The 14,382-nt window shown below is 33.2% G+C and carries 13 protein-coding genes; 11 read left to right on the plus strand and 2 right to left on the minus strand.

Going from position 1 to position 14,382, the window contains the following annotated elements; all coding sequences use genetic code 11:
- Window positions 1–126 precede the first annotated feature (126 nt).
- On the plus strand, window positions 127–816 hold the full coding sequence (locus KTHG_RS14480) for a YjjG family noncanonical pyrimidine nucleotidase (RefSeq protein ID WP_139994591.1): 690 nt from the start codon (window positions 127–129) through the stop codon (window positions 814–816).
- Here KTHG_RS14480 and KTHG_RS14485 read toward each other — a convergent pair.
- Complete coding sequence (locus KTHG_RS14485; RefSeq protein WP_139994593.1) at window positions 802–1,419, minus strand: LysE family translocator; 618 nt, start codon at window positions 1,417–1,419, stop codon at window positions 802–804. The two genes, KTHG_RS14480 and KTHG_RS14485, sit on opposite strands and share 15 nt — an antisense overlap.
- Before the next feature lie 312 nt (window positions 1,420–1,731).
- Here KTHG_RS14485 and KTHG_RS14490 point away from each other — a divergent pair, with 312 nt between their 5' ends.
- The 9 genes from KTHG_RS14490 to KTHG_RS14530 all read left to right on the plus strand — a co-directional run bounded on the left by KTHG_RS14490 (window position 1,732) and on the right by KTHG_RS14530 (window position 13,251).
- Window positions 1,732–2,715 carry a ring-cleaving dioxygenase gene (locus KTHG_RS14490; RefSeq protein WP_126989733.1) on the plus strand — a complete coding sequence of 328 codons (984 nt, stop codon included), beginning with the start codon at window positions 1,732–1,734 and terminating at the stop codon, window positions 2,713–2,715.
- A 356-nt stretch (window positions 2,716–3,071) separates the two neighbouring features.
- Window positions 3,072–3,665, plus strand: coding sequence for an MFS transporter (locus KTHG_RS14495; protein ID WP_139994595.1), 594 nt, complete (start codon window positions 3,072–3,074; stop codon window positions 3,663–3,665).
- A gap of 4 nt (window positions 3,666–3,669) precedes the next feature.
- Window positions 3,670–4,266 carry an MFS transporter gene (locus tag KTHG_RS14500; protein ID WP_139994597.1) on the plus strand — a complete coding sequence of 199 codons (597 nt, stop codon included), beginning with the start codon at window positions 3,670–3,672 and terminating at the stop codon, window positions 4,264–4,266.
- 846 nt (window positions 4,267–5,112) lie between these two features.
- Complete coding sequence (locus KTHG_RS14505) at window positions 5,113–6,270, plus strand: restriction endonuclease-related protein (protein WP_139994599.1); 1,158 nt, start codon at window positions 5,113–5,115, stop codon at window positions 6,268–6,270.
- On the plus strand, window positions 6,260–7,744 hold the full coding sequence (locus tag KTHG_RS14510) for an ATP-binding protein (protein ID WP_139994601.1): 1,485 nt from the start codon (window positions 6,260–6,262) through the stop codon (window positions 7,742–7,744). The genes KTHG_RS14505 and KTHG_RS14510 overlap by 11 nt, the downstream gene beginning before the upstream one ends.
- An 89-nt stretch (window positions 7,745–7,833) precedes the next feature.
- Window positions 7,834–9,231: a hypothetical protein gene (locus KTHG_RS14515; RefSeq protein ID WP_139994603.1), complete on the plus strand. Its 1,398-nt coding sequence runs from the start codon at window positions 7,834–7,836 to the stop codon at window positions 9,229–9,231.
- Complete coding sequence (locus tag KTHG_RS14520; RefSeq protein ID WP_139994605.1) at window positions 9,224–11,677, plus strand: pPIWI_RE module domain-containing protein; 2,454 nt, start codon at window positions 9,224–9,226, stop codon at window positions 11,675–11,677. The genes KTHG_RS14515 and KTHG_RS14520 overlap by 8 nt, the downstream gene beginning before the upstream one ends.
- Before the next feature lie 93 nt (window positions 11,678–11,770).
- Window positions 11,771–12,256 (plus strand): hypothetical protein, encoded by a 486-nt coding sequence (locus KTHG_RS14525; protein ID WP_139994607.1) that lies wholly within the window; start codon window positions 11,771–11,773, stop codon window positions 12,254–12,256.
- 86 nt (window positions 12,257–12,342) lie between these two features.
- Window positions 12,343–13,251, plus strand: coding sequence for a DMT family transporter (locus tag KTHG_RS14530; RefSeq protein WP_139994609.1), 909 nt, complete (start codon window positions 12,343–12,345; stop codon window positions 13,249–13,251).
- Window positions 13,252–13,599: 348 nt separating this feature from the next.
- On the opposite strand, the gene KTHG_RS14535 is transcribed toward KTHG_RS14530, so the two are convergent.
- Entirely contained in the window at window positions 13,600–14,061 is a 462-nt protein-coding gene (locus tag KTHG_RS14535; protein ID WP_186439629.1) for a GNAT family N-acetyltransferase, read from the minus strand.
- Between the two features lie 103 nt (window positions 14,062–14,164).
- Here KTHG_RS14535 and KTHG_RS21375 point away from each other — a divergent pair.
- Window positions 14,165–14,382 (plus strand): hypothetical protein (locus tag KTHG_RS21375; RefSeq protein WP_147633124.1); only part of this gene is annotated, 218 nt, incomplete at its 3' end.

Raw genomic sequence — 14,382 nt, forward strand, 5'->3', positions numbered from 1 at the left:
GTTCGTAGGAATCTTCCACTTCAAGCAACGTTCGAAGAACGGCTAAGTGGGGGTAGTTCAATTTTCATATAATGTCTCCTCATTCATGATATAGTAAGTTCATCTGTAAAGAATGGTGGTAAATAGATGAAAAAACATTATGATGTCTTATTATTTGATTTAGATGATACAATCTTTGATTTCCAAACTGCGGAGAAAGAAGCCTTTACACAAGTGTTTAAAGAATATGGTTTACGTGCACCTGACTATTTACACGACTATCAATCTGTCAGTAACGGCTTATGGCAACAGTTAGAGCAGCAACAAATTTCACTAACACAATTAGGAAATGAACGTTTTCATCAATTATTTAAGATGCATAAACTGTCATTAGATGCACAGCAATTTAATAATACGTACTTACGCTTTTTAGGTGAACAGCCGTTTTTAATAGAAGGAGCTGTTGCTTTATTTGAGGAACTTCAAGATATTCGTATAGCTGCTGTTTCAAATGGATTTGAGCGTGTGCAACAAGCTAGAATTGCTTTGAGTCCATTTGCTAATAAATTTGAAGAGCTCATCATTTCTGAAACAGTTGGCCATCAAAAGCCTAGCCGAGCAATTTTTGATTATACTTTTAATGCACTTCAAATTAACAATAAAGATACTGTTTTAATGATAGGAGATTCGCTTACATCGGATATTAAAGGTGGACAACATTATGGTATTGATACATGCTGGTTTAACCCAAATTATAAAGCAAATCATTCGGAAGCGGCCCCAACGTATGAAATTCACCATTTAAGTGAGCTTATCACGATATTAAACGGCTTCTGATTTTGTGAATAAAAGTTTCAAGCCAAAGCCGATTAACACAACACCAGTTGCGCGCTCCATCCACAGTTGAACAGTCGGCGATAATAGCCATTCGCGGATATAATAGAGGCAAATCACATAAAGTGAAAACCAAATGACGGTGCAAACAGCATAGGTGCTACCCATTAATAAAAAATCTCTTGTTGCATGTCGATCGTCTGTAATAAATTGTGGTAAAAACGTTAGAAAAAATACAATAACCTTCGGATTTAAAACATTTGATAAAAAAGCCTCTAAAAAAGCACTATGCTGTTTTTTCGGAGGAGCGGTGGTAGTAGCAACTGTAGGAATCGCTTTCTTAGCCAATAATGCTTTTACACCTAAATAGATTAAATACAAAGCACCAACCCATTTGATTATGCCAAATGCTAAGGCAGACTGCATTAGTAATGCAGTCAATCCAATTGTTACAGCAATCGTATGAATGAGTGATCCGGCTGTAAAGCCAAGTGCCATTTGAAAGCCATCTCTTGCACCGTTACTGATTGTTCGTTTTGTGATTAGTGCAGTATCTAAACCAGGACTCATTACAACGAAAATGGTCATGACTAAAAATGTAAGCATTACCTATCACCTCGTTTGTATAAAATTTGAAAAATATGTTAATTGAATTTAACATATTCATTTTAATTTAACAAGAGGTGTGAAAATGAACGATTTAGCAATTTCGAAAAAGTAGAAGCACTTTGTAAGCAATAAGATTTGTCTTTATCATTACAAGCATTTTAATGAAATAAAGGAAGCGGGAATTGCGTGCATGTAATTCCTGTTTTTTTAATAGTGTAGTTGAATGTGTTGACAGGATAAAATTTGCGTGCTATTATATCTTTAAATCAAGATATTAAAAATAAAGATATCGAATCAGGAGGAATAAAAATGAAAAACTTAAAAGGAATGCACCATGTAACAGCAATCACAAGTAATGCAGAAAAAAACTATGAATTCTTCACGTATACATTAGGCATGCGTCTTGTTAAAAAGACGGTAAACCAAGATGATATTCAAACATATCATTTATTCTTTGCAGATGATGAAGGGAATGCCGGAACAGATATGACATTCTTCGATTTCCCTGGAATTCCAAAAGGAACACATGGAACGAACGAAATTCACCGTACATCATTCCGTGTCCCTAGTGATGCAGCATTAGATTACTGGGTAAAACGTTTCGACCGCTTAGGTGTTAAACATACAGGAATTGAACAACAATTTGATGTGAAAGTATTAGCATTTGAAGATTTTGATGAGCAGCAATATCAATTCGTTTCAGATGAAACAAATGAGGGACGTCCATCAGGGAAACCTTGGTCGAAAGGTCCAGTGCCAGATGAATTTGCGATTACAGGATTAGGTCCAGTTGTGATTCGTATCGCTGATATTGATTACTTCTCTGCTGTATTAGTAGATGCAATGGGGTATAAAAAAATCGCACAAGAAGATAATCTTTACTTATTTGAAGTAGGTGAAGGGGGTAATGGAGCACGTGTCATCGTAGAATTTAACGATCAATTGCCACAAGGTATGCAAGGTTTCGGTACAGTTCACCATGCTGCATTCTGTGTTCGTGATAAAGAAGAACTTTTACAATGGCAACAACGCTTAGAAACAATCGGCTTCCGCACATCTGGTTATGTAGACCGTTTCTTCTTCGAATCATTATATGTACGCGTAGCAAACGGCGTATTATTTGAATTTGCTACAGAGGGTCCCGGGTTCCAAGGGGATGAGCCTTATGAAACATTAGGTGAAAAATTATCATTACCTCCATTCTTTGAAGACAAACGCGAAGAAATTGAAGCATTAGTACGCCCGATTGATACAGTACGCAGCACAAAAACATTTGAAAAAGAATATGAATAATAGTAAGTACTAAAAAAGAGAAATCCCTCGTGGATTTCTCTTTTTTTTATAAGAAAATTAACTAATTAATTTATAAAATGATTAATTAGTCGTTTGTGAATGAAAAGAAAGATAGTATTTGTATCGATATTTAACTAATTAAATTATTAATTAGTTAAATAATTAATTTTTTTATTAAAAATTCTGAATTTATGATATAATCTAGTTAATTATTTCATCTTCCCGCCAGTAGTAACTATCTAAATTTTAAAAATAATTTTGGCATTGGTTTTGTGTTTTTTTTTTGAAAATGGGGAGGGGATCAGATGTAGCTTCAAACTACCTTTTAAATTTTTATAAAAGAAAGGGTAGGGAAGATGAAAAAATCGTTCCATTTTTTATGGGTAAGTCAATTATTCGCCAATTTAGGTGATGTTTTTTACATTGTCGGCCTCATTTCGATTTTGTATCAGTTCAATGAATCTACATTTACACTGGCGTTATTACCAGTATTAAATATGTCCGGGCGTATGATGAGTAGCTCGGTTGCACCATTTTTCTTAAATCGGTGGCGTTTAAAAAGAATCTTATTGGTGTCGCAATTTTTAAAAACGATATTACTCGCATGTCTTCTTTTTAGTGTGATGACAACCACAAATTTAGTCGTTGTATGTGCAATGATTTTTATCATTGCATTGCTTGATGGAGTAGCATTGCCTTCGAGTGAAGCGATGCTACCGAGACTTGTCACAAAGGATCGTTTAATTCGCGCGAATAGTTTTTTATCAATGCTTAATGAATCCACAAGATTAGGTGGCTGGGCACTTGGTGGGCTAATTGTTGCGATGACAAATGGGTCGTGGATTATTATGCTGACATTAGCATTATATGTCCTATCAACATTGGCTATTTTTTGTATTAAAGATGCAACGGAATTTATACGAAAAGAAACCGTTTTGGAAAAAAAGTGAATTAATGGAAGGCTTCCAAATTATCTGGTATAACAGATCGTTTCGCAGTCTTCAAATTCTTTCATTTTTATCAACGTTTGCGAATGTTGTATGGGTAGCTGCCTTTATTTACATTTTTGTAGATGAAGTGCTCCAAGTTTCTGAGGCATGGTGGGGCTATATTAATACCAGCTTTTTTGTAGGATTACTTGTGGGTGCTTCAGTATGTATGAAGCTTGAACAGTATTTTCAGATGAATTTCCGTAAATGGCTGTTGCTAAGCAGCATTATCATCGCCGTTGTTATGCTAGGTTTTAGTATAAATACGTGGCCTTTTATGGCGCTTGTATTGTCTGCTGCTTTTGGTTTTGTGACGCAGCTGCAAGGAATACTTATGGTCTCATGGATACAGGTGAGAGCAGATGAACAGATGCTTGCGAAAATATATAGCGCGCAGGAAGTTTTAAATGGCGTCGCATTTGTTGTCGCCACACTTTTAGTCGGCTATGTTGCTGATTTTATGGCGATTCAATTTGTTTTTATCGGTGCCTCCATTTTATTAGGCATCACAGCATGTTATTTGCTGTATGAACGCAAAAATTTCACGAAAACATTGCATTAATTTTTTGAAGGAAGTCGCATCAAGCGGCTTCTTTTTTTATGTGGCAGATGTAAATGATTTGCTAGAAATACCGAATTACCTCAGAAAGCGTGTTTTAACTACGACATATTTTTTAATAAGTGCTATCCGTATGTTTATTTACATAGTTATGTAGTAATCATTTGCTTAGGATAAAGCAAATAACAAATCTTTAGGATTAATTTGGCGATAAATACAAAATTGTTGTATAGAATATCAGCAGAAAACACCCGCTAGAGCTACTCTAACGGGTGTTTTTTGACTGTTTTCTTGCTCAAAAGGGCGTTTTTTGTAGCAGCAAACGAGAATTTTCGGCAGTTGCAGCGAAAATATTCGTTATTTAAATAAATGACACGATCCAGATGGAATTTCGATTTTATGGGATGAAAAAAAGAGCATTTTCTATTAAAAACTACCCCATAGAGCCGCGTTTTTTCACAAAATTCGACTTTGCCGGGAATCATAAATAATAACTATTTTTCAAGATGTCGTGAAATAAAAGTTTAGTTGACAAGGTTATGCAATATTTCTAATAAAACTGTCGAGATTCATCGGACAATCGTCTTTGATTGGCACATATTTTTAAATATGTCGTATCCAAAACCCGCTTCTTGAGATGATGAGTGATTTGGTGAGGCTGATTTATTTAGAGCGTTAAAATTTGAAATATTCAGAAATTTTAATTATATTATAGATGTATGCGAATAATAACATAGGCTACTTAATCACAATATACTCAAGGACTATTTTTGTGTATATTTGTGATCTAAAAATGTAGGAATGCTTTGTGTTTAATTTCGCAAAGTATTTTTTTGTGAGGTGATTTTTTTGGAGAGGACATTTTATGAATTACTTACAGAGATAGCTTATGGACTAGTAGTAAAAGAAGAAACCTACAATAAAAATAGAGACAATGAATTCGGCTATTTCCAACAACCTGAATTAATTAGTGCTATTCAAAAGTTTGCTTTAATGATGTTGAAAATGAATATTTTGGATGAAAAAAGCATTCCTATTGCCCCTAAAAATGAAACTGATGCGCTGTTAAATTATTTTTCGTTACCTCTTGAAGAATGGCCCCCAACTGCAAATGAAAATTTTTATTTTCATTATGGATTTGATGCGGAAGATTTTTTAGTTTATATGTATAAGGATAATACAATGTTTTATACAACTGATTGGTGCCGTGAACTTGCCGATGAATGTAAAAAATATAATCAAAATACAATGCAAAATATGGTTTTTCAAGAAATGTTTAATACAGAACCACATCAATATGTATTTTTAAGAAAATTCATTGTTGAAAATCCATTAATTGGATTGAAAGAAAATAGGGATTTCTTGAAAATGGGCAAAGATATAGGATTAGATAATACCTTTTTGAAAAATTTCATAGATTTGGCTTACGAACCTTTCTCTTCAAATGTGATTGGGCAATGTGGTTATTGTGGTTGGACAGTCACTAAAGATAGAATTAAACTGCGTTGTATAGATTATAGATGCAGTAGAGAAACAGATGGATTTTTAAAAATGACTAAGTTAGCTATTGCAAATGACTTTGAAGATGATAAAGCTCCTGTGTTACGTTTAAATGCTGGTGTAATGAAATATATATGTTTACCTGGAAAAGATGAATTGGCCATACAAAAATTTTGTAATCCTGAGCATTCAAAAACGGAACTTTGGCCTGATAAAGACAGGTATGATTTGAAAATTGAAATCGCAGGTGAAATATTGGCTGTAGATGTTAAAAGTTTTAGGCATCCATATTCATTAAAATATAACATTGAACAAAAAGGAATTTTTAATAAGTTATATCCAAATGAAAAACCTTTCTTAATTATTCCAAATGATCGACTACGTAAGAATGGCTATATTGATATTGTTAAGCAAGCATTGCCGGTTTCTAAAGAAATCACCTGTATATCTATGAAGGAATTTGAGCATATGATTAAAAGAAAGGAAGCGAAAAAAGATGACCGCTAAATCATTTGTAGATAGTATTGTCAACAAAGTATTTGAAGTTCATCAATTAGGGGAGAATAAATTATCAAAAAAACAAGTATTACAAGCAATACGCTTGGAGGCCTTACTGTATTTTAATTATATTTGGAGTTATTCAGAAAAGATAAGTGAAATACACGCTTTGCTGCAAGGGTTACACAAGACAAATAAAGAAGAGTTGAATTCAATCCACTATAATTTAGATATGTTAGCAATAAATTTAAACTACATCTCTAGTAAGAGTCAATTGTATAAAGCTGTAGAAAATTATAAATGTTTGGAGAATAATTTAAGACTTTTTGATTTAACAAATTTAAAGGAACTAAAGAAGGAAACAGATTTTATTGACGCACGCATAGAATTATATACCAGGATGTTTCAAGAAGAACAAACTTCTACTGTTTCTAATATTAAAACAATTACAGATATACCGTATGTAGAGCTAGATGGAAGGAAAATTTATATTAATGATTATAAATTACCAACGCAATCTCTAGTAGAACCAATAAAAAGAAAGTGTGACAGTATAACTGTAACGATTTCTGAGTTAAAAGAATCAGCATTAAAAATGGATATGTTATTGGAAGAAAATGCACCACACCTAAAGCAATCGTATTTTAAAAGAATGCACAATTTTAAACTTTTAGGGAAAGGAAACTCATTATATGAAACGTCTGAAATTACGATTAAAGAAGTTTGTCATATAATTGGTATGGTAGGAACAGGGAAATCAACGTTAATTCATGTATTAATTTATACATTGTCTCAAAAAAATTATCGTGTAATGTTGGTGTCAGAAACCGTAAAAGATGTTTTAAATAATGTTGAAATATTTCAAGCATTAGGAATTAATTCATCAGCTATCAATGGGGAGAAAAAGCAAGATCAACGCATTCAAAAAACTATTGAAGAGCAAGAAATGATATTGAAAGAAAATATTGCTACGCATTTAACCGGCAATTGTTATATAAGTCAATTATCTGAAGGTGAATATAATTCTTTAGGAACTTATGGTACAGAACCATGTTATAAATTGAAATACGAAAATAAAAAAATATTGTGTCCCTTTTATTCTATTTGTCCAAGAAAGCAAGATGTTCGTAATTTACTAGAGGCATCTGCAGTTTTCACCAACACATATAGCCTTATGTATAATTTTACTGGAATAATAAAAAACCGTGGGCGACTATTGTTATTGGAATATGCTATTGATTATATTGACCTAGTAATATTCGACGAAGCAGATTCTGTGCAAGAAACTTTAGATAAATTAACAAATGAATCTGATTATGTAGAAAAAATTTTAAAAGAAAATTCATCTTATATTTTAAATTATACTACCAAAAGTATTTCCACAGGAGATATGGATATTTATAGGGATGCCATTGTTCAATTTATAACTGTATTAACAGGATTATCGGAATTAAAAACGTTAATAAAGAAAAAACCATTTTAACACAATTTGAACGAATAAATGAGGGGCAGTGGTTTTCTTTAAATATTTTGATTTCGAACGCGCCTTTTTTATCTCCAGAGTTAAAAGAAATGTTACAAGAGCGATCTAAAGATTTATTAAATGTTGCAGAAGTATATACGGGAGAGAAAAGACGAATAGCAGAAAGTTACAAAAAAATCTTTAAAAAGTATAATGTGAAAAAAGAACATTATTTAGCAGTACAGTTTTTATTAGCTTTAGCAATCACAGAAAAATATTTGTTATCTTTACAATACGAATTAGAAGAAATGCAAGAAGATTTATTTAAGGACAGTAGTATCATAAATATATTCCGAAAAATGAATGGGGAACTCGCAAAATTATTGCCTAAAGCTCCTGCGGGAAATCGCTTTGGATTTTTATATGATTCTGAAGAAAATTCTCTCCAAATCTTCAAACAACAAGCAATTGGGCGCAGTGCGATGATTGACATGCCTTATCTGAAAATTGATAAAACGGGAAAGCCACAAGGTCCTAATGTATTATTACTTTCAGGTTCTAGTTATTCTCCAGGTAGTAATACACATCATATTGCTCGTCCTGTGAATTATTTGTTAGATGCTCTTGATGATGTGAAATTATTTATTAGTAAATCAAAAATTATTCACGTAGCGACAAATATTCGAGTATCAGGTAATTTAAAGAAAAAAGAAGCGCTCCTTAAATTATGTGAATCACAAGAGCATTTATTTTTAGAAGCCTATCAAGCGCAGGGTCGATCACTTATCATTGTGAATAATTATGAACAAGCCCATATTGTTCAAAAGAAATTAAAAGAGTTATTAGGAATAAAAGTATCTCGTTTAATTCGAGATGCTGATGTGGAAACAGAAAATACCGTTCAAAGAAGTAAATTAAATTCATCAAAAAATTTAAATTATAAAATTTTAGTTGCACCAGCTACAGCAATATCTCGAGGTTTTAATATTGTGAATGAAGAAGGACATTCGCTGTTTAACAAGATGTTCTTCTTTGTACGCCCTATGTCAAAACCAAGAGAGATTGGAAATGTTGTTTCGATTGTGAATGGTGTTGTGACAGAGCGTAGAATGTATCAAAATGACGGACAAGAGGCGACTAAAATGTTTGAAAATTTAGTGAAATGCCAAAAAGAAGCGTATATTACTTGGAATAAAATTTTAAGATATAGCTACGGGATTGAACATACAAGTGAGTTAGAAAAAACAAATATTGTTGTATCGCGCTTAATTTTATTAATGCAATTGATGGGACGATTACTAAGAGTTACAGATGTTCAAGCTACTCCACCAACTATTTATTTATTAGATGCTGCATTCAAGAGCAAAACAAATGTTCAATTTGATTTACTAAAAGAAATAGAAACTTATTTAGAAGAGGAATTTACCTATCAAAAAGACGGCGAACTTATGGAGAAACTATATATGCCATTTCTAGCGGGCCTAAAGAAAGGACGAGAACATGTCTGAAGAAATCACATTACAAGCGTACAAATTAAAAGCGGATTTAACAATGCCGGTTTATTATTATGAGTATCCTAAACAATGGACTGAAAGTTTTAAAGTCGTTAGCATGGCTTTAAAGAGTGATAAAAAATATTTACCCTTTAAAAAAATTGCTCAATTTCTATATACATGGAATCCGAATATTATGTATGTAAATGATTTATCAAACTCCTATAGAGATACTACATGGATTATATCTAGTAAACCGATTGATACATCGCTAATAATTACCATTTTTCAAAACTGTTTAGAAATCACAGTATCAAAAATCAAGAGCAGTTTTGCTAAAGAGCATTTTGAAGAATGGGCCAATAATTTAGAGGATGTTTCAGAAGTAGAAGTTGATAAAAAAGAGATTCCTTTGACGACAAAGGAAGGATATATTCATGAGAATGGTTTAGCTTTCGAAATTTTACCACGCTATATTTATAGTCAATTAAATAATAACCCGTTGATTTTAAATGGTGAAGTAATAAGATTTATTCCAACAGAAAAAGGGATGCTTTCTTATCCTAATAGTCTTTGTTATCAAACAAAGACAAAAAGGGTTTATTATTCTATTCGTTTAACTGTAACGATTCAAACGACGCCGCATCACCGAGTGCCGATGCTTCAATTTAAATTTAATATTACAAGGTGGATGGATTATAAAGTCCCGTTGAAAAATTGGAACAGTGCGAATACAACCGTTTATGCTGCAATTGGAAATCGACTTGCGCGTTTAGAAATTATGAAAAATAAGAATAAAATACAATGGGAACCATTACTAAAAACTATGTATGAGACCACATATATAAATAAACCTTTACCAGATGTAGAGGAACTTATTAAAGAACCTAAAAAGTTTGCGGATTTTTTCGTGGCGCATCGTTTAGAATTTGGGAAAATAGCAGTCGGTTCTGGAGAAAGTATGCGTGATCGCTATTTATTAAACGATTGGATTTCAAATGAATTAACAAATATAATAGAAAAATATCCAATACCGCTGCGTGAAAAGAGCATTATTGGTCAAAATAAAAGAGCTTCAATTATACAAAATTACCAGAATGTTGATACAATTCATGAAGTTCTTCGCAATTCCACAGGGGCAAATTCTATTCATTTTAAGATTTATTACATGGGAGCTCAACAAGAATTATTAGAAAAAATTAAAAGACAATTTAAAGAGAGGCTAGGAGTTTCTGAAGGTGAATTACAAAGTAAGCATCTTCGTATTACAGTGACATATGAACAACAAAATGAATTGTTGACAAAATTAGATGTGACTAAAAAAATGGAGAAACAACGTCATGAAGAAAGAATTTATCAAATTCAAAATAAATTACCTACTGTAACAGAATTGACTGCTTGTCTTATACTGTTGCCTTATACAGATGACAAAGGGGTACCTTATTATAAAAACCTTGAAGATCCAAAAAAAGCAATTCGCGCAGGAATGGCAACTACAGGACGATTAACACAGTTTTTAGATAGTACAAATCCATTAGAAATCGAACAACGTATTGAAATAGCTTTATTAGATTTGATTCGACAATTAGGATATGTAGATCCGTTTGAAACAAAAAAATATAAAAATATTAACTATAATACAATGGTATCTGCTATGCATATTATAAATTTTAAACGTACACCTTATGGAAATACTAAACCTACTATGGTTTATTTAATTCGTAAACCAAATCAAGGGCCTATTATGGTAGAATGTCCAGCGTTGTGGAATGGACAGAAATACTATTGGGAAGCTTGTTTAGCTTTTCAAGAAGTAGCTACTATAGATGGCTACTTGAAATTTAATCCGGATCGTGTAATAGGTGATATAAAAAATAAACTTTATGAATTAAGCTATATAAAAAATCAGCCACATTTATTGTTACTCATTGGTGATGGAGTAACACGTAAACAATGGCCTTTTTTAACTGATAAAACTTTGTCCACAATAAAAAAGAAGGAGAAATATACATTAGAATCTATATGGTTTGAAAAAGGAAAAGAAAATGAAAAATTAATTTTACAACCAGATAATCAACTTAGAATTATTCGAGTTCGAGTTAATAATGAAGTTCCTCACTACTTAAATCCTGTAAAAGAGAGTGGGGATTATAAATCTAAAACAGGTTTGTTTAGTTTAGAACATGTTTATTATAGTTTGGCTGAACGACCTAATGATATAGCATATAAAAATGCTTTATATAAAAGTAATAGTAAGTTATTAGCTGAAAATGTTAGAAGAGAGTTTAAATTTTCTAATTTAGTAGAGCTATATCCTATTCATTTAAATGAAGAAGACAATCCAGATGAATGGGTATCTTTAACACATAATTATCGAAACTTCGCACATCAATATAAGGGAAGTTATAAATTGCCATTTTTACTGCATTTAGCTTCTAGGTTAGAAGAATATATTTATTAAAATAATTTTATTTTTTATAAAAAACAACAATACTATTTAAAAGCGCTTTTTTTTATTAATGATGATAAAATATTATTAGAAAGAGGTGTTGGTATGGAGTGGACAGTAGAGGGATATAAAGCATCATTACATGAACAATTTTCTCAATATTCAGCCGAAATAATCGAGGGATTTAAAAAGGTGAAGCAGGAGAGCTATTCTGAGGACGTGGCATTGCTACAGGTGATGGCTTTTATTGGCGAGCCTACAATCGATATGCAATTGTTTTTCATGGCAGATATGTTTGATGAAGCGGGTACAGAAGCATTAGATTTCTTAGAGGATGCACTGCTTGATAAATGGCTTGATGTGTATGGCTATGGTGAGGATTCAGAAGCATATGAAGAATTCTACGAAGAAAATGAGCTTGAGGATGTATTGATTGCAGAGCTTGGACAATGGATAAAGGCTTGCTTTGATGAAGCAAATGGTTCAGACATTCGCTATCCAATTTATTTTGGAGTGCATGATGGTCCATATATGCTTGATTTGCATACGAATGAGTGGATAAATCCAGATGAGTCAGATGAGGACGAATAAATAGTAAAAGGGGTTACAGAATTTATTCTGTAACCCCTTTTTTTATTAAGGAAAATGGGAAGAGACATATAAAAGGAGGGCGTGAGATGTTTGCTCTGGCAATGGCAATCGGTGTAATTATGGCAATTCAGTCAGCGGTAAATGCACAACTTCGTATATATGTGGGCTCGGCATATGTAACATCCTGGGTATCGTTTACGGTGGCACTTCCTTTTCTCATCATAATGACGTATGTTACAGGTGCATCACTCGGATTTCCGCTTACTCTGTTTGAAACAGAGCCTTTTTATATATGGATAGGTGGCCTATGTGGTGCCGTGGCATTGATGTCAAATGTGTTTTTATTTCCGGTGCTGGGGAGTGTGCAAACGGCAATCTTACCGATTGTTGGCATGACAATAATGGGAATGCTTATTGATCATAGTGGTTGGTTTCAAGTACCACATTATGCTTTTGGATGGGCTCGATTCGCCGGATTACTACTCGTTTTAATTGGTGTTGTGCTTGTCGTTTATCGAAAAAAAGCAGTAGTAGTTTCGACAAATAGACAATGGCTTTGGCGCTTATTAGGCATTGTCGGTGGTCTACTACTAGCGATACAGGTAGCCGTTAATGGCCGTTTAAGTACGGTACTTCATTCCGCACCGCATGCAGCGTTCATTTCCTTTTTTGTCGGTATGCTGACGCTTGCTTGTATCGTTGTCGTGACGAAACATTCATTTCGTCAAGTGCTCACCCCATTTCGTGAAAAAGCGCCGTGGTGGATTTTCCTCGGAGGGATTTTAGGTGGAACCTTTGTACTGGCAAATGCCTATTTAGCAGGGGTTTTAGGTACAGGACAAACTGTTGTATTTGCGCTTTTTGGACAAATGACTGCGAGTGTAATCGTACAGCAATTTGGCCTTTTTCATTCAGAAAAAAATCGCGTACGCCTAATGCAAATAATGGGTTTAGTCATCATTATCGTTGGCATCGCGATGATTCAATTATTATGAATTAATTTGTTAATAAATTAACTAATTAATTTCACTTTAAAGTATTTCTTTTTTGCTTTTCATATATGTCTGATATCAAGTACTGAAATAAACAGTAGATTAGCTGTATTTAATAACGTATATGCTAGATCAGTACGGTGTGGGAAATGGTGGTTTGGAAGTAAAACACTCTGACTTATCGATGCTAATCGTCCATTCTGAAAAATCTCTAGCCAATATATTAAAACAATTTTTATAAGGCTAAAAAACGACTGGGAAAAAATATACCCAGTCGAAAAGATAAGCATAAACATAAGGAGTCGTGCTAACGTGCGATTCCTTTTTTGTTGTGAACCTATTTGAGACTTTTCATTGAATAATTTTCTCCATTGATACAATGGCCATAACTTCTCCATTTAAATTCGTGTACAGCTCCTCGGTTGTAATGGTGAAGCCCAATTTCGTATAAAGGGCGATATTGCCGGCCTCACTTTTACGAACCTTACATTGAAGGAAAGCTTTATGCTGGGCAAGTGCCATCCGTGCCAATTCATCGACTAGCTTACTCGCAATGCCGCGGCGCTGATAGCTTGGTAGAACAGAAAGACGTGAGAAATACAGAGCATTTGGCATCCATTTATATTTAGACATCGCTACTAGCTCTTCCTCTAGTTGATAGCCAATGCAATACACGCCATTTTCGAGCTCCTGCTCAAGTGATTCGACGGTTTCCTTTAGCGCACTTGATGGCTGTGTATCCTCCTTGTATCGTTCAAAGGCTGCTAACATAATTGGTAAAGCCTCTGAAGCGGTTAAGTGATAGTTGAACATAAAAATCCCTCCTTTTACATTAATATACATACAAACGTATGCATAGTGTTAAAATAATATATTATTAAGTAGAACTAAAATAATTATTAGGAGTGTTAAGATAATGGTTTACTTAGAAGATTTAAGCATCGAGTTTAGTGAAACAAAAGTTGGTTTGAATGTATTAGAGAAAAAAGGCGAAACAATTCATTTTGATTTAACGCTTGAATGCGAGTTTTTGAATTTTTCGCATGACTATGTATGGCTAGAAGAAGATATTGATTTAGTGTTAAAAAGTATTGCGAACATCAAAAGAAACAACTTAGAACAAGATATTATCAG

The sequence above is a fragment of the Kurthia sp. Dielmo genome (assembly GCF_000307285.2).
GTDB classification, from domain to species: domain Bacteria; phylum Bacillota; class Bacilli; order Bacillales_A; family Planococcaceae; genus Kurthia; species Kurthia populi.